This is a genomic window from Clostridium sp. CTA-7, from assembly GCF_054768095.1.
Genome location: NZ_BAAAAV010000006.1, coordinates 1 through 17,928, shown reverse-complemented (window position 1 = coordinate 17,928; position 17,928 = coordinate 1). Strand labels below are relative to the sequence as shown.

At 29.4% G+C, this 17,928-nt stretch carries 12 protein-coding genes, 3 tRNA genes, 1 rRNA gene and 1 other annotated feature; of the genes, 15 read left to right on the top strand and 1 reads right to left on the bottom strand.

The window, feature by feature from the left end; translation table 11 throughout:
* Positions 1–102: 102 nt before the first annotated feature.
* The 14 genes from spoIIE to murD all read left to right on the top strand — a co-directional run bounded on the left by spoIIE (position 103) and on the right by murD (position 16,332).
* On the top strand, positions 103–2,487 hold the full coding sequence (gene spoIIE, locus ACYUEX_RS12255) for a stage II sporulation protein E (protein ID WP_460288452.1): 2,385 nt from the start codon (positions 103–105) through the stop codon (positions 2,485–2,487).
* A gap of 158 nt (positions 2,488–2,645) precedes the next feature.
* On the top strand, positions 2,646–4,040 hold the full coding sequence (gene tilS / locus ACYUEX_RS12250; protein ID WP_460288451.1) for a tRNA lysidine(34) synthetase TilS: 1,395 nt from the start codon (positions 2,646–2,648) through the stop codon (positions 4,038–4,040).
* Positions 4,041–4,044: 4 nt separating this feature from the next.
* Positions 4,045–4,584, top strand: coding sequence for a hypoxanthine phosphoribosyltransferase (hpt, locus tag ACYUEX_RS12245; RefSeq protein WP_411169482.1), 540 nt, complete (start codon positions 4,045–4,047; stop codon positions 4,582–4,584).
* A gap of 48 nt (positions 4,585–4,632) precedes the next feature.
* Positions 4,633–6,435 carry an ATP-dependent zinc metalloprotease FtsH gene (gene ftsH, locus ACYUEX_RS12240; RefSeq protein ID WP_411169483.1) on the top strand — a complete coding sequence of 601 codons (1,803 nt, stop codon included), beginning with the start codon at positions 4,633–4,635 and terminating at the stop codon, positions 6,433–6,435.
* Between the two features lie 337 nt (positions 6,436–6,772).
* Positions 6,773–8,443, top strand: coding sequence for a formate--tetrahydrofolate ligase (locus ACYUEX_RS12235; RefSeq protein WP_460288449.1), 1,671 nt, complete (start codon positions 6,773–6,775; stop codon positions 8,441–8,443).
* 133 nt (positions 8,444–8,576) lie between these two features.
* The gene (locus tag ACYUEX_RS12230; RefSeq protein WP_411169485.1) at positions 8,577–9,356 is read left to right on the top strand and encodes a type III pantothenate kinase; all 780 of its coding nucleotides are present in this window, start codon (positions 8,577–8,579) and stop codon (positions 9,354–9,356) included.
* A gap of 6 nt (positions 9,357–9,362) precedes the next feature.
* Positions 9,363–10,340 (top strand): tRNA dihydrouridine synthase DusB, encoded by a 978-nt coding sequence (gene dusB / locus ACYUEX_RS12225; RefSeq protein ID WP_460288448.1) that lies wholly within the window; start codon positions 9,363–9,365, stop codon positions 10,338–10,340.
* Positions 10,341–10,548: 208 nt separating this feature from the next.
* Positions 10,549–11,031, top strand: a complete 483-nt coding sequence (gene greA / locus ACYUEX_RS12220; protein ID WP_411169487.1) for a transcription elongation factor GreA — start codon at positions 10,549–10,551, stop codon at positions 11,029–11,031.
* A 14-nt stretch (positions 11,032–11,045) separates the two neighbouring features.
* Positions 11,046–12,551, top strand: coding sequence for a lysine--tRNA ligase (gene lysS, locus ACYUEX_RS12215; RefSeq protein ID WP_460288447.1), 1,506 nt, complete (start codon positions 11,046–11,048; stop codon positions 12,549–12,551).
* Between the two features lie 138 nt (positions 12,552–12,689).
* Positions 12,690–12,764, top strand: a tRNA-Asn gene (locus ACYUEX_RS12210).
* 31 nt (positions 12,765–12,795) lie between these two features.
* Positions 12,796–12,870 (top strand) — tRNA-Asn (locus ACYUEX_RS12205).
* Positions 12,871–12,901: 31 nt separating this feature from the next.
* A tRNA-Asn gene (locus ACYUEX_RS12200) sits at positions 12,902–12,976 on the top strand.
* 102 nt (positions 12,977–13,078) lie between these two features.
* Positions 13,079–13,245 (top strand) — a binding site (T-box leader).
* Between the two features lie 43 nt (positions 13,246–13,288).
* Positions 13,289–14,680 (top strand): glycine--tRNA ligase, encoded by a 1,392-nt coding sequence (locus tag ACYUEX_RS12195; protein ID WP_460288445.1) that lies wholly within the window; start codon positions 13,289–13,291, stop codon positions 14,678–14,680.
* 272 nt (positions 14,681–14,952) lie between these two features.
* Positions 14,953–16,332, top strand: a complete 1,380-nt coding sequence (gene murD, locus ACYUEX_RS12190; protein WP_460288442.1) for a UDP-N-acetylmuramoyl-L-alanine--D-glutamate ligase — start codon at positions 14,953–14,955, stop codon at positions 16,330–16,332.
* A 29-nt stretch (positions 16,333–16,361) separates the two neighbouring features.
* Here the strand turns inward: murD and ACYUEX_RS12185 are convergent, their stop codons facing one another.
* Positions 16,362–17,363: a DUF5050 domain-containing protein gene (locus tag ACYUEX_RS12185; RefSeq protein ID WP_460288440.1), complete on the bottom strand. Its 1,002-nt coding sequence runs from the start codon at positions 17,361–17,363 to the stop codon at positions 16,362–16,364.
* A 496-nt stretch (positions 17,364–17,859) separates the two neighbouring features.
* On the opposite strand from ACYUEX_RS12185, the gene ACYUEX_RS12180 reads away from it, so the two are divergent.
* Positions 17,860–17,928: ribosomal RNA gene (locus ACYUEX_RS12180) — 16S ribosomal RNA — on the top strand; the annotation flags it as partial.

Below are 17,928 nucleotides of genomic sequence, written 5' to 3'. Positions count from 1 at the left end.
TTGTCCAACGAAAAAAAGTAATAGGGTACATCATATGACATATATTTCTACAATGCAATGATATAATTTTAATTACATTTTATGGAAGTTGGAGGTAAATATATGCAATACGGAGTGGATATATCAACATACAAGAGATTGGAGAATAGAAGCAATAAAAAAGAATTAAGGTTACAAAGAACACCGATTAAATCAATTGCATTTTTTATAATGGGTTTTTTACTGAGTAGAGTTTTATTATCTGTAACAATAGAAATGGGAATAGCACCTTTTGGAATTGCATATCTTATAGGAATAAAAAAAGAAAAGAGCAAAGATATACTTTTATCACTATTAGGAATTATAATGGGTTATTTATCTATATATAGAAGTTTAGAAGGGGCTATAGCATACTGTATAGTAGCTGTAATTGTAATGGGTTATATTGAAATATGTAACAATTTAGAGTTAAAGCAAAGAGATGTAATAACATTTGGATCAATATTTTTAACGTTTTTTATATATAATTGGGCTACATATAGTCAACCTGTAGGTGTAAATTTAACATTTTCTGCTTTAAAGGTATTAAGTATAATACCAGTAAAATATATACTTAATTATGCGTTTAACTGTATAGATGAATTAGAAAGTAATTATTTTTTCTCAACAGAAGAATTAATAAGTATAGGAATACTAGTATGTTTATTAATTTCGGGAGTAGGTAATGTAAGTATTTTAGGGATTTATATTAGAAATATATTTGCATTATTTACAATAGCTATTTTTTCATATGTAGGAGGCGTTGGATTAGGATCTGCAATAGGAATTTCAATGGGATTTGTAATAGGAATAACTAATAATGATATAGTTACATCCATTAGTTTATATAGCTTATGTGGACTTATTGTTGGAGTGTTTAAGGATACTGGGAGAGTATTTTCTTCACTAGCATATTTCGTTAGTTACTTTATAATATCCATGTATTCTAATAGGCTTACTATCAATGGAGGTCTAGAAGTTTTATTTGCTTTATGTATATTTATTGCTATTCCTAAAATGATTATAGAATCTATAAGTAAGGAGTTTAATCAAGAGAAAAAGGCTGAGGTTATTAACGATATACACTTAAATGGTGTGAAAAATGAATTTGTAGATAGATTAAATTCTATGAAATCTATATTATCAAGTCTATCTGCTTCTGTATTAAATTTAGGTGAAAATGATATATTATCTCTAAATAATAAAGGAACTGCTATGGTGGAAAGTTTAGCAGATAGAGTATGTTATAATTGTGAGCTTAAGCAAAGATGTTGGGATAGAAATTTACATTCTACGTTTGAGGGATTTTCAGAACTTATAAGTAGTTGTGAAAATAATGATGTATATTTTCCTCAGGATTTAGAGAAAAAATGTGTTAAAAAAAGAAGTTTAATTAAAAACGCTCAAGAGATTGTAAATAATTATACTGTAAATGAGGCTTTGAAGACTAGATTAAGTGAAGGTAGAAATTTAATAGCAAATCATATAAATAATATATCATCTACCATGGGTGATATGATTAGAGATTTTGAAAAAGATATATCTGTTTGTTCAGAAATAGATAAGGTTTTAAGAAAGGCTTTAAATAAAAATAAAATAGAATATAAAGATGTATTTTGTTATCTTGATAGAAAAGGAAGAATGAAAATAAAAATTACTTTAAGTAATTGTGAAGGTGGAAATTACTGCAGTAAAAATATTCTATCTGTTATAAATGGTTTAGTTAGAGTTCCTGTATCTATATCTAGCGAAGGATGTAGAATTAATCCTGATACAGATGAATGCTCAATTATAATAGAGGAAACTCCTAAATATCACATGTCTTCATATGCAGCTATTAGGGCTAAGGAGGGGGAAACTTCTACAGGAGACAGCTACAGTTTTTCTAAGAACACTGATGGAACTTATTTAACTATAGTTAGTGATGGTATGGGATCAGGACCAGAAGCTGGAGTAGAAAGTGGGCTAGCTGTAGATTTAATTGAGAAATTCACAGAAAATGGATTTAGCGAAAAAACAGCTATAAATACAGTAAACTCTATAATGGCAATGAAATTTAATGAAGATGAAAAATTTACAACAATGGATTTAAATATAATAGATTTGTATACGGGAGAAGCAGAATTTATAAAAATTGGTGGGGTTGTTAGCTTTATAAAGAGTGGAGAAGAAGTAAAAGTTATAAAATCTAACAGTTTACCTTTTGGTATATTGGATAGTGTTGACGTAAGTTCAAACAAAATGAAATTAAAGCATGGTGATATAATAGTTTCTATTAGTGATGGTGTATTAGATATAGATAAAAATAATGTTGGTAGCTATTCTTGGTTAGAAGAGTACTTGAGATATTCAGACACTAATCCATCGGCGTTATCTAGAGATATTCTTGAAAAGGCTGTAGTTTTAAGTGGTGGAAAAGTATGGGATGACATGACTGTACTAGTATCTAAGATGTATTCTGTATATTAATGAAAGATTTGAAAGTAAAGAGGATGGGAACTGATTTTAGTGTCTCATCTTCTTCAATTTTAAATGTTGTAAAAATTAACTAATTATAAATATTTACATATATAGATGTTAAGGTTATTATATTATATATTAAAATAATTATACTAAGGAGTTTTGATGTGATAAACAAAGTAAAAGATTTTATCTTACAAAACAATCTTATAGATAAAAATGATAAAGTATTAGTTGCTTTATCTGGAGGGCCTGATTCAGTTTGTTTACTTCATGTACTTTACAAAATTAAAGATAGCCTAAATATAGAAATTGGTGCAGCCCATGTAAATCATATGCTAAGAGGTGAAGAGGCTTTAAAAGATGAAGCTTACGCAGAAAGTTTATGTAAGAACATGGGAATACAGTTCTATTCTACGAGAGTAGATATAAATTCTATAGCAAAAGAAAAAAATATATCTCATGAAATGGCAGGTAGAGATGAACGATATAAATTTTTTAATGACATAAAATATACACATAATTATAGTAAAATTGCAGTAGCTCATAATTCTAATGATCAAGCTGAAACAGTGCTTATGAATATGATGAGAGGTACTGGAATAGAGGGCCTTTGTGGAATTAGGAGCAAAAGAAATAATGGTATAATAAGACCTATATTGTGTCTTTCAAGAAGTGAAATAGAAAATTATTGCAAAGAAAACAATTTAAATCCTAGAATAGATAAAACTAATTTAGAAAAGATATATAGTAGAAACAAAGTTAGGTTAGATATATTACCATATATGCAAGAAAATTTTAACGAAGATATTATAGATACAATAAATAGAATGTCAAGATTATTACAAATAGATAATGACTTTATAGAAAAACAATGTAATAATAGTTATAAAAAGTATTGTATAACTAAAAATAAATTTATAGTTATATCAAAAGATGCCTTTTTGCTAGATAAAGCAATATTGACAAGGCTTATAAAGAAATCATTTATAGAATTTACAGGAAAGCACAACAACTTTGAAATGAAACATATTTATGAAGTTATTGATTTATCTAAAAATACGACTAATAAAAAGATAGATTTGCCTAATGGCATAATGGCAGAAAATATTTATGGTGATATATATTTAAAAAATAAAGAATATAACCATGAAAAATACGAAGATATAGAAGTCTTAATAAATAAAGATAAGTTAGATAAATATTCTTTTGATTATAATAATTGCAAGGTTCATTTTGAAGTCATAAAAGACAAAAATAATATAGAATTTTCTAATAATGTATTAATAAAATATTTCGATTATGATAATATAAAAGAAGGGCTAGTTATTAGAAAAAGAAAAAATGGGGATAAAATCACTCCTTTAGGAATGAAAGGCAATAAGAAATTAAAAGATATATTTATAGACTTAAAAGTGCCTGTGGAATTAAGAGATCAAATTCCTATTTTATGTTTTGATGATGAAATAGCTTGGATAGTAGGGTATAAGGTTTCGGATAAATTTAAAATAACCAATGAAACAAAAAAGATAATAAAAATTACTTTTACTAGAAAGGAATAAAGGAATGATAAGAGACATAAAAAAAATATTAATAAGTGAAGAGGAAATATTAAAAAAAGTTAAAGATTTAGGAAGTAAAATTAGTGAGGATTATAAAGAAAAAGACTTATTAATTGTAGGAATTTTAAAAGGGTCAGTAGTATTTACATCTGATCTTATTAAGAATATAACTATACCATGTGAAATTGATTTTATGGCTGTATCTAGTTATGGAAGTTCTTCAGAAACTTCTGGTGTTGTTAGAATATTAAAGGATTTAGATCATGGCATTGAAGGAAAAGACATAATTATAGTAGAAGATATAATAGATAGTGGAGTAACATTAGATTATCTATTGAAATATCTAAAAACTAGAAAGGCTAATAGTATAGAAATAATATCTTTACTAACTAAGCCATCTAGAAGAAGAGTTGATATAAATGTTAAATATTGTGGATTTGAAGTTCCTGATGAGTTCCTAGTTGGTTATGGGTTAGATTATTCAGAGAAATATAGAAACTTACCTTTTATAGGTATATTGAAAGAAGAAATATATATAAATTAAAAGAAAATGCAATATAATAAAAAAACTAGAAGAAAGGGGGGCTCTTGAATGAAAAAATATTCAAGTGCAACAGTATGGATATTTGTAATTTTAATACTTTTCTTATCTGCAACATTCCTATGGAATAGCGGTAAGATGGCAGATGAAATATCATACAGTGATTTCCAACAAAAATGGGTTAATGATGAGATTGAGAGTGTTATGGTTCATCCTGATAAAATGATAATTTCAGGAAAAACTACATCCAATAAACAGTTTACTACATATGCACCAAGTGAAATGGTACAAATGTTAATGACTCAAAATCCTAAAGACAATATAAAGATAGAATTCAAACAACCTTCAAATAGTAGTATATGGATTAGTATAATTCCTACATTAATGTTAATGGTTTTAGTTTTTGTGTTCTTCTTTATGATGACACAGCAGTCACAAGGCGGCGGTGGAGGAAGAGGTGTTATGAACTTTGGAAAAAGTAGAGCCAAAATAATGCCTCCAGATGCAAAGAGAGTTACATTTGATGATGTAGCAGGAGCTGATGAAGAGAAGCAAGAACTAGAAGAAATAGTTGATTTCTTAAAGCAACCATCAAGATATACTGAAATGGGAGCTAGAATACCTAAAGGTGTTTTATTAGTTGGTCCTCCAGGAACGGGAAAAACTTTATTAGCAAAAGCGATAGCTGGTGAAGCTGGTGTTCCTTTTTATAGTATATCAGGATCAGATTTTGTTGAGATGTTCGTTGGGGTTGGTGCTTCAAGAGTTAGAGACCTTTTTGAGCAAGCTAAGAAAAGTGCACCATCACTTGTGTTTATAGATGAAATTGATGCTGTAGGTAGACAAAGAGGAGCAGGTCTTGGTGGAGGCCATGATGAAAGAGAACAAACATTAAATCAACTATTAGTTGAAATGGATGGATTTGGAGCAAATGAAGGAATAATAATGATTGCAGCAACTAATAGACCAGATATATTAGATCCAGCTTTATTAAGACCTGGAAGATTTGATAGACAAATAGTTGTTGGAGCTCCTGATGTAAAAGGAAGAGAAGAAATATTAAAGGTTCATACTAAAAAGAAACCTTTATCCGAAGATGTAGAACTAAAAGTTTTAGCTAAGAGAACCCCTGGGTTTAGTGGAGCAGACTTAGAGAATTTAGCAAATGAAGCAGCTCTTTTAGCTGTTAGAAAAAATGAAAAGCTAATAGGAATGCTGGATTTTGAAGAAGCTATAACAAGAGTAATAGCTGGTCCTGAAAAGAAGAGTAGAGCAATAAGTGAACACGATAGAAAATTAACTGCTTATCATGAAGCAGGGCATGCAGTTGTAATGAAGCTATTAGAACATGCCGACCCAGTACATGAAATAAGTATAATACCAAGAGGAATGGCCGGTGGATATACAATGCACTTGCCTAGGGAAGATAGGGCTTACACTTCAAAGGAAAAGTTAAGAGATGATATGGTAGGGTTACTTGGAGGAAGATTAGCTGAAAAGATAATACTATCAGATATAAGTACTGGTGCTAAGAATGATATTGATAGAGCTAGTGCTATTGCAAGAGCTATGGTAATGGAGTATGGAATGAGCGAAAAGCTTGGAACTATTTCTTATGGAAATGATAATAATGAAGTGTTTATAGGTAGGAACTTAGGAAGAAGTAGAAACTTCAGTGAAGAAGTTGGAGCTGAAATTGATAAAGAAGTTAAGAGATTTATTGATGAGGCATATGAGAGAGCACAAACATTATTAAGCCAAAATATAAGTAAATTACATGCAGTAGCAGAAACTTTATTAGAAAAAGAAAAAATAGATGGAGAAGAATTCGAAAGAATTTTTAGCCAAAGTTAATAAAGAGCAGTCTATAGACTGCTCTTTTTCATATATAAAAAAGTATAAAAGTTTAAAGTTTTGAAAATGTGATTATATAATATTTTTAATAATCGAATGTGGAAAAGTATATTTATTTTATGCTTATAAAAGATTTCTAAGAATTAAACAATATAAAATACGAACTATATATAATAATGAAGCTAGACAATTGCGAAAACAGTAAAATATACGAAGGATTATTGATATAAAAATATAAACGTTCGAATTAATATTTGAATGTTATAGATTAGATGATATAATTTATGTATAAAATAACAATAGAAAATAATTTTAAAAGAAGTGGGAGTGTATTGGTATGAAGAGTGATATACAAATAGCTCAAGAAGCTAAGATGGAGCATATAACTAAAATTGCTCAAAAGCTAAACTTAACAGAAGATGATATAGAACAATATGGAAAGTATAAATGCAAATTATCATTAGATATATTTGAAAAAAACAAGAACAAAGAAAATGGAAAGTTAGTATTAGTAACAGCTATAAATCCTACACCAGCAGGAGAAGGTAAATCAACAGTTACAGTTGGGTTAGGGCAAGCACTTTGCAAAATGGGTAAAAATGCAGTTATCGCTTTAAGAGAACCTTCACTTGGACCGGTTTTTGGGATAAAGGGTGGAGCAGCTGGTGGTGGATATGCTCAAGTAGTACCTATGGAAGATATAAATTTACATTTCACAGGGGATATGCATGCTATTACTAGTGCTAATAATTTATTGGCGGCAGCGATCGATAATCATATACATCAAGGAAATGATTTAAGAATTGATTCAAGAAGAATAATATTTAAGAGAGTTATAGATATAAATGATAGGTCTCTTAGAAATATAGTTGTGGGGTTAGGTGGAAAACTTAATGGATTCTTAAGAGAAGACGGTTTTATGATAACTGTAGCATCAGAAATAATGGCTATATTATGCTTAGCAAATAGTTTATCAGATCTTAAAGAAAGAATGGGGAATATATTAATAGCCTATGATTTAGATGGCAACCCAGTATATGCAAAGAAGTTAGATATACAAGGAGCGATGGCATTACTTATGAAGGATGCTATAAAGCCTAACTTGGTTCAAACATTAGAAAATACACCTGCAATAATACATGGTGGACCTTTTGCTAATATAGCACATGGATGTAATTCAATAATAGCAACTAAGATGGCTCTTAAATTAGGTGATATAGTTGTAACAGAAGCTGGGTTTGGAGCAGATTTAGGTGCGGAAAAGTTCTTAAATATTAAGTGTAGATATGGAGAGTTAAGCCCAGATTGTGTTGTTATTGTTGCAACAGTAAGAGCATTAAAAAATCATGGAGGAGTAAATAAGGAACAGTTAAATATACCTAATGTAGAAGCTTTATCAAAAGGAATTTCAAACTTAGAAAAGCAAATTGAAAATATTAAGAAGTTTAATGTTCCAGTTGTCGTAGCTATTAATAAATTCTCAACAGACTCTGATGAAGAAGTTAAATTTATAAAAGAGTACTGCAATAATCTTGGAGTAAAGGTTGCTTTATCAGATGTATGGTCTAAAGGTGGAGAAGGTGGAGTGGAACTTGGTGAGATAGTATGTGATACACTAGAAAAAGATGAGGCTAAATACAAGCCGATTTACGATTTGAATGATAGTATAGAAAATAAAATACTTACAATAGCTAAAGAAATATATGGAGCTAAAGGTATAGTTATTACACCTAATGCTAAAAAGCAGATAAAAGAGCTAGAAAAGTTCAACTTAGATAAATTACCTATTTGCATGGCAAAAACACAATATTCACTTTCTGATAATCCAGCGTTATTGGGTAGACCAGAAAATTTTGATATAACAGTAAAGGAAGTAAGAATATCTAATGGAGCAGGGTTTATAGTGGCATTAAATGGCGATATAATGACAATGCCGGGACTTCCAAAGGTACCAGCGGCTAACAAAATGGATATATTAGATAATGGAGAAATAATAGGATTATTTTAATATATGGAATTTACAACACTTGACAAATACTCTGTAATTGTTAAAATTAAATTGTTAAATTTATTGTGATTATATTTATTTAAATAAAGGCAGCTTTCAAAGCTGCTTTTAATTGTATTAAGGTGGTGCTTGTATGATTTTAGTGGTAGATGTAGGTAATACCAATATAGTCTTGGGTGTATATAATAATTCTGAAAATATTGCTGGCTGGAGAATTTCTACTGATGCAAAAAAAACATCTGATGAATACTCTATTCAAGTTATGCAACTTTTTATTCAAAGTAACTTAAATCCGAAGGAAGTAAAGGGAATAATAATTTCATCCGTTGTTCCAAATATAATGCATTCATTAGAAAATATGATAAAAAAGAGTTTTGGAATAAATCCTTTGATTGTAGGACCTGGAGTTAAAACAGGAATAAACATAAAATATGATAATCCAAAAGAAGTTGGAGCCGATAGAATTGTAAATGCTGTAGCTGCACATGATAAATACAAGAGAGATCTTATAATAATAGATTTTGGAACAGCTACTACCTTCTGTTCGCTAACTAAAGATGCCAACTATCTTGGAGGGTGCATTACTCCAGGTATAAGAATAGCATCAGATGCTTTATTTGATAGAGCTGCAAAGTTACCAAGAGTAGAATTAGAAGTACCCAAAAATATAATATGTAAAAATACTATATCTAGCATGCAATCAGGTATAATTTATGGATATATAGGGCAGGTAGAATATATAGTAAACAAGATAAAAAAAGAAATGATAGATCTTGGTTCTGATGAGCCTTTAGTTATAGCAACAGGTGGATTGGCTAATTTAATAGCTAAAGAAACTAAAGTTATAGATAAGGTAGATTCTAGTTTAACATTAGAGGGGTTAAGAATAATATACGAAAAAAATAAGGAGTAGTATAATATGAAGATTGGAAACCTAGAATTTGAAAATAATGTTTTTCTAGCACCTATGGCAGGAGTAACAGATATATCTTTTAGAGGGTTATGTAAGGAAATGGGATGTGGACTAGTTTATACAGAAATGGTAAGTGCAAAGGCACTTTATTATGGTAACGAAAATACAAAGTCATTACTTAGAATAGCTGATGAAGAGATGCCTGTTGCTGCACAAATATTTGGAAATGATCCTAAAATAATGGCAGAAGTAGTACAAAGACATTTTAATGATAGAGAAGATGTTTGTATAGTAGATATAAATATGGGATGCCCTGTAAATAAAATTACTAAAAATGGAGAAGGATCAGCTTTATTAAAGAATCCAGAATTAGCTGCCAATATAGTAAAAGAAATAAAAAAAGTATCAAATAAACCAGTAACAGTTAAATTCAGAAAAGGTTGGGATGAAAATAATATAAATGCTGTTGAATTTGCAAAAAGGCTTGAAGATGCTGGAGTAGATGCTGTTACAGTTCATGGAAGAACAAAAGAGCAGATGTATGAAGGTAAAGCAGATTGGGGTATAATAGGAGCAGTAAAAGACGCTATATCAATTCCTGTACTAGGAAATGGAGATGTATTTACAGCTGAAGATGCGCTAGAGTTAAAGGAAAGAGCTAACTGTGATGGAATAATGGTTGCAAGGGGAAGTATGGGAAATCCTTGGATATTCAAACAAATTCAACATAAACTAAAAGGAGAACCACCTTTAGAAATAACATATTTAGATAGAATAGATATGTGCTTAAGACACTATGAACTAGCTCTTAAGTATGATGGAGAACATAAATCAGTAAGAGAAATGAGAAAGCATGCTTCGTGGTATCTTAAAGGATTACCAAAGAGCAATGATATAAGAGGAGTAATGAATACCCTAGATGAAAGCAATGCTGTTATCCAATTACTTAATAATTATAAAGAAGAGTTAAGAAGAATTTATTAGATTATGTAATTAATAGGTTTTATAAGGAATAAATATATTAAAAGCGAGAATAATATATATCTGTTAAAATAATATTATATATTTATTTATAATATTGGTGAGTTGACAGATAATACTTGCTGATTTATAATGTTTAAAATGATTTGGAGAATATCAGACCTAGTGTTAGGTATTTAAATAAAGTAGTAATTTTGAAGGGGAGAAAATCATGAGTGAAACAAAAAAATTCGTAATGACATACGAAGGTGTTAAAAAGCTAGAAGATGAATTAGAATTCTTGAAGACTGTTAAAAGAAAAGAAATAACTGAAAAAATAAAAGTTGCATTAGGATATGGGGATTTAAGCGAAAACTCAGAGTATGATGAAGCTAAAAATGAACAAGCGTTTACAGAAGGTAGAATTATTCAATTAGAAAATATGTTGAAAAATGCCAGTGTTGTTGACGAATCAGAAATTCCAACAGACAAAGTTTCAGTAGGAACAATTGTTAAGGTTAAGGATTATGAATTTGATGAAGAAGTTGAGTATTTTATTGTAGGTTCAGCAGAAGCAGATCCTATGAACTTTAAAATATCAAATGAATCACCAGTAGGAGCAGCTTTACTAGGTAAAAAGGTTGGAGAAATAGTTGAAGTATCAGTACCTAATGGAGTGAATAAATTCGAAATACTAGGAATAAGAAGAGAGTAACGGAGGGATATTTAATGTCAACTGAGGAAATGAATATACAAGAGTTAGAATCTCAGTTTAGTGAGCAAGAAGCATTAAGAAGAGAGAAGTTAGTAGAACTACAAAATCAAGGAAAAGATCCATTTGACGTATACAAAGTTGAAAAAACACATATGTCAGAGGCTGTTAAAAATGATTTTGAAAATTTAGAAGGAACTGTAGTTACAGTAGCTGGAAGAATTATGTCCAAAAGAGGGCAAGGTAAAGTTGTATTCTCAGATGTACAAGATAGAGACGGGAAAATTCAATTATTTATAAAAATAGATGAAGTAGGAGAAGAAGCTTTAAAATCATATAAAACTTATGATTTAGGAGATTGGGTTGTTGCTACAGGAGAAGTATTTAAAACTAAAACTGGAGAAGTATCAATTAAAGTTAAAAGTTTTGAGTTAATATGTAAATCATTAAAACCGTTACCAGAAAAATGGCATGGATTAAAAGATCCAGATTTGAGATATAGACAAAGAGAAGTGGATATGATTTCTAACCCAGAAGTAAAAACTAACTTTATTAAGAGAGCTGGAATTGTAAAAGGAATAAGAGAATTCTTAGATAATAGAGGATTTATAGAGGTTGAAACTCCAATGCTTGCACCAATTGCAGGAGGAGCATCAGCTAGACCTTTTATTACTCATCATAATACATTAGATTTAGATATGTATTTAAGAATAGCACCGGAATTATATTTAAAAAGATGTATAGTTGCTGGTTTAGAAAAAGTATATGATATGGGAAGAACCTTTAGAAATGAAGGTATGTCAGTAAGACATAACCCGGAATTTACAATGATAGAGTTATATGAAGCTTTTGCTGATTACAATGATATGATGGAAATAGCAGAAAACATGATTGCATCTGTATGTGAGAAAGTAAATGGAACAACTAAAGTTAATTACCAAGGCACAGAAATTGATTTTGCACCACCTTGGAGAAGGATAACTATGGTTGATGCAGTTAAAGAACATACAGGAATAGATTTTAATGAAATAAAATCTGATGAAGAAGCTCAAGCTATAGCTAAAGAAAAACACTTAGAATTTAAAAAAGATATTAAGCATGTAACTAAAGGTGAAGTGTTAAATATCTTATTTGAAGAGTATGCAGAACAACATATGATACAACCAACATTTATTTGTGATTACCCAGTAGAAATATCACCTTTAACTAAGAAAAAGAGAGGAAATGATAAATTTACTGAAAGATTTGAAGGATTTGTATTTGGAAGAGAAATCTGTAATGCTTATTCAGAATTAAATGATCCTATAGTTCAAAGAGAAAGATTTAATCAACAAGAGAAAGAAAGAGAATTAGGCGATGATGAAGCATACATGATAGATGAAGAATTCATGAGTGCTTTAGAAACAGGTATGCCTCCAACAGGTGGATTGGGTATAGGTATAGATAGAGTTATAATGTTCTTGACAGATTCTGCATCAATAAGAGACGTTATAATGTTTCCAACAATGAAACCACAAAAATAGATTTTTTATAAGGGAATGGGATTTCTATTCCCTTATCTAAATAAATTATATAGTGTATAAATAATAAAATTTTAAAAAGTATAAAAAAACACTTGCATTATTAATAAAAATTGTTATAATAACTAATGTAACTAATATTCCGCGATAGCTCAATGGTGGAGCACTCGGCTGTTAACCGATAGGTTGGAGGTTCGAATCCTCTTCGCGGAGCCATTTTAATTTTAAAATTAATTTATAGGAATATTCCGTGGTAGCTCAATGGTGGAGCACTCGGCTGTTAACCGATAGGTTGGAGGTTCGAATCCTCTCCACGGAGCCATTTAAATTTTAAAATTAATTTATAAAAATATTCCGTGGTAGCTCAATGGTGGAGCACTCGGCTGTTAACCGATAGGTTGGAGGTTCGAATCCTCTCCACGGAGCCATTTTTAAAAGAGTTTTATAAGAGTAGATAAATTATCTATTGTTATAAAACTCTTTTTTACTTGACATATATAAGTCTTTTGGTAAAATTAATATATAATTTAATAAATACTATGAGAAAGAGGAGTAGACTTAGTATTTCTTTTAGAGAGACAATGGTTGGTGAAAATTGTTATTAATTTAAGTTGAAGGGCGCTTTTGAGTATTAATATGGAAAGTTGGGCTAAAGCCAAGAAGGGTGGAACCGCGGAATTTAAATTTCGTCCCTTTAGGTTTGAGGCCTTTTTTATTTATAAAAAATTGGAGGTATTAAAATGGCGGTAGAAAAAACTATGGAAAAAATTGTTGCTCTTTGTAAAAATAGAGGCTTTGTATTTCCAGGATCAGAAATATACGGAGGATTAGCAAACTCTTGGGATTATGGTCCATTAGGTGTTGAATTTAAAAATAATGTTAAAAAAGCTTGGTGGAAGAGATTTGTTCAAGAAAGTCCTTATAATGTAGGTGTAGATTGTGCTATATTAATGAATCCAGAAGTGTGGGTTGCATCAGGACATGTTGGTGGATTTTCAGATCCGTTAATGGATTGCAAAGAATGCAAAGCTAGATTCAGAGCAGATAAAATAGTTGAAGATCATATGACTGAAAATGGAGCAGAAGTTGCTAGTGCAGATGGATGGAGTAATGAGCAATTAAAAGATTATATTGAAAAAAATAATATAGTATGTCCTAAGTGTGGAAAATTAAATTATACAGATATAAGAAAGTTTAATTTAATGTTTAAAACATTCCAAGGAATAACAGATGATTCTGCTAGTACAATATATTTAAGACCAGAAACAGCTCAAGGTATATTTGTAAACTTTAAATCAGTTCAAAGAACTTCAAGAAAGAAAGTTCCTTTTGGTATAGCTCAAATAGGGAAATCTTTTAGAAATGAAATAACTCCAGGAAACTTTACATTTAGAACAAGAGAGTTTGAACAAATGGAATTAGAGTTTTTCTGTAAGCCAGGAACAGATTTAGAATGGTTTAAATATTGGAAAGATTACTGTTGGAACTTCTTATTAAATTTAGGAGTTCAGCAAGATAATCTAAGAATGAGAGATCATGGAGAAGAAGAATTATCATTTTATTCAAATGCAACATCAGATATAGAATATTTATTCCCATTTGGTTGGGGTGAGTTATGGGGAATAGCTGACAGAACAGATTATGACTTAACAAAGCATCAAGACCATTCAGGTCAAGATATGAGCTATTTAGATCCAACAACTAATGAAAAATATGTTCCTTATGTTATTGAACCGTCTTTAGGTGCTGATAGAGTTGCATTAGCTTTCTTAGTAGATGCATATGATGAAGAAGAATTAGAAGGTGGAGATACTAGAACAGTTATGCACTTACATCCGTCTTTAGCTCCATATAAAGCTGCTATATTACCACTTTCAAAGAAGCTTTCTGAAAAAGCTTTAGATGTATATGCAGATTTAAGCAAGAAGTTTAACATAGAATACGATGAAGCTGGAAGCATAGGGAAGAGATATAGAAGACAAGATGAAATAGGAACTCCATTCTGTATAACAATAGATTTTGATACTCTAGAAGATGAAGCTGTTACTATTAGAAATAGAGACACTATGGAACAAGAAAGAGTGAAGATTGCAGATTTAGAATCTTATATAGAAAAAAGTTTAGAGTTTTAATTTAAAAGAGAGGAGTGTATAATAAAATTCTCCTCTCTTTTTTGAGTTTGGATATCTTAAATGTTATAATTAGAAAGAATTGGGACAGACTTAAAGATAAGTGAGCCTACAAATTTCACATTTGGAAAGGCGAACTTACTCATTCGAACGCATGTGAGAAGGAGTTACATAAAACGCCTCCAAATTTTATATTTGGCAAGGTGAACTTACTCATTCGAACGTAGTAAGAGGAGTTTCATATAATATCTTATATATGGTTTTGGAGGAAAGCTATGAAAAAACAATTTAGTGAATTCAAAGAGTTTATAAAAGACAAAAATGTTGCTGTTGTTGGTATTGGGGTGAGCAATATACCACTTATAAGATTTTTGGTTAAGCTTGGAGCAAAAGTAACTGCATTTGATAAAAAAAATAGAGAAGAATTAGTTGATATATCAAAAGAGTTTAATGAATTATCTGTTGCTTTAGAACTAGGTGAAGGATACTTAGATAAATTATCAGGGTTCGATGTTGTATTTAAGACTCCATCAATGAGAATAGATTGTGATGCTTTGCTAAAAGTAAAAAACGAAGGTGCATATATAACATCAGAAATGGAAGAGTTCGTTAGATATTGCAAAGGAAAAGTATATGGCATAACAGGAAGTGATGGTAAAACAACAACAACAACAATTATATCTAGGCTTCTAAAAGAAGCAGGGTATAAAACTTGGGTTGGAGGAAACATAGGTACACCTTTATTTTCTAACATAGAAGAAATAAAAGAAGATGATAAAGTTGTTTTAGAGTTATCTAGTTTTCAACTTATGACTATGAATACACCTATAGATGTTGCTGTAGTAACTAATTTAGCACCTAATCACCTTGATATGCATTTAGATATGCAAGAATATATAGATGCAAAGAAAAATATATTCTTGTATCAAGAAAAAAGTGGAGTTTTAGTTTTAAATAAAGAAAATGAAATAACTCATAGTTTCACATCTGAGGCTAGGGGAGAGGTTAGAGAGTTTAGCTCTAAGAGAGAAGTTGAAAATGGCACATATTTTAAAGACAGTATACTATATTTAAATAACAAAGAAGTATGTAAAAAGCATAATATAATGATTAAGGGTATCCACAATATAGAAAACTATTTAGCTGCTTTTTTAGCAACGAAAGATGATGTATCTATAGATGTTATGAAAAAAGTTGCTGAAACCTTTGGTGGAGTTGAACATAGATGCGAGTTTGTTAGAGAACTAGATGGAGTTAAATATTATAATGATTCTATAGCTTCAAGCCCAACAAGAACCTTAGCTGGATTATTTGCTTTTGAAAAGAAAGTTATTTTAATAGCTGGAGGGTATGATAAACATATTCCGTTTGAGCCTTTAGCAGAAGAAGGGTATCCTTATATAAAGGAGTTAATATTATTAGGAGTAACTAAGGATAAAATAAAAGAGTCTTTTGAAAAGCTTAAAAAAGAAAAAGGAATTGAAATTCCTATAACAATAGTAAATTCATTAGAGGAAGCTGTACTTAAAGCAAAAGATTTATCTAATAATGGAGATGTTGTGACACTTTCACCTGCATGTGCATCTTTTGATATGTTTGCTAACTTTGAAGTAAGAGGAAATAGGTTTAAAGAAATTGTAAATCAACTAAAATAAAAATAAAAGGCTGTATAGCCTTTTATTTTTTAGGTTGAATAAAGAATTTCTATTTCTTGTAAATTAGACGCTGGTTCTATAAAAATTCCTTTTTCAGTAGGAAAATATTCATTTGTGAAATCTGAAAATAATTTATTATATTCAAATTTATCGTTTTGTGTAGCTTGTGTAATAGTATAGATTGAATTTGGGTCATCATTATTAATAAAATAAATTTTATTCTCTAGTTGTTTCAAGTTGCTAGCATTAATATTTAAAACTTTCTTTATTTCTTTATTTGAAAGATTTAAAGAATATAGAGAATTATTATCAGAGGTATTTATAAATAATATTTCATTATTATAAGTTATAAAACTATCTACAGGCATATCAGTTAATTTTAAATTATTATCTTTACCATTATTATTATCTATTACTAAACAATATAATTTAGAGTTATCATCTAAATTTTTATAAAATATATTATTACTATTTAAAATGAAATTTCCTACTTTATTGTTTGATAATATAGTTTTAGACTTAGATTTAATATCATATGAGTACATATTATTAGTATTTAAATCAATATAATATAATTTTTCGTTTTGGTAGACTATTCCTTTAGGTGAATCATTATTAATCTTTACTATATCCTTTTTTTCATAATCTAATTTATAAAGCCCATGATCCTTAGATGTTGATGAAAAATATAATGTAGTATTATCTGAAGCTAAAGAATCTACTGAGTAATCAAATGAATCTATTATTATATCTTTTGTTATACTTACGCTATTCCCTGAGAGTTGAGCTACTGAAAGTTTATTATTGTTATTTGTATCAGGGAAAAATAGCAAATTACCTATATAAGCATATTTGTTATAGCTTAAGGTTTTACCAGAGAGAATAATGCTTTTGCTTGCATCAACATTTTTCTTAAAAGATGTTGACAATGAAGCGTTGTTTTGGGTTGCTTTGGTTTCTTTATTATCACTAGTACAACCTGTAAAAAATAATGTTGATATAATTAAAAAATAAAATATCCTTCTTATCATATAGACCTCCTAATAGTCGATTAATATCTTTATAATAATATATTAAATTAAAATTATAATTAAGTAAAACAAAACTATGAAAATATAGAAAATTTTGATAAAAAATAGCGTAAAACAGTTTAAATTTATAGGTATATAAGTTAACTTTACCTGGTGTATCATTATATAAAAAAGAAAGAATAAGTTAGAAATTAGTAGAATAATAAAAATAAAATCAACAAATAAGATTGTTTTATATTTGAATAAAATCATAATCGTGATAATATAAATAACGTCGTCGGGAGCGAAAAGCAGACAATAAATAATAAGAAAAATTGAAAACAAAAAAATGTTGACAATTAATTAATGAAATGTTATTATTATTAAGCAGTCGTTGAGACGGCAAAAGTTAGATCTTTGAAAATTGAACAGAATATAAGTTAAGTAAAAAACCAGCAATTCTTTTAGAYGTCTTAAAATTAAGACTCAAAGTAATTTGAGCAAAGAGATTAAACTTTTTATTGAGAGTTTGATCCTGGCTCAGGACGAACGCTGGCGGCGTGCCTAACACATGCAAGTCGAGCGA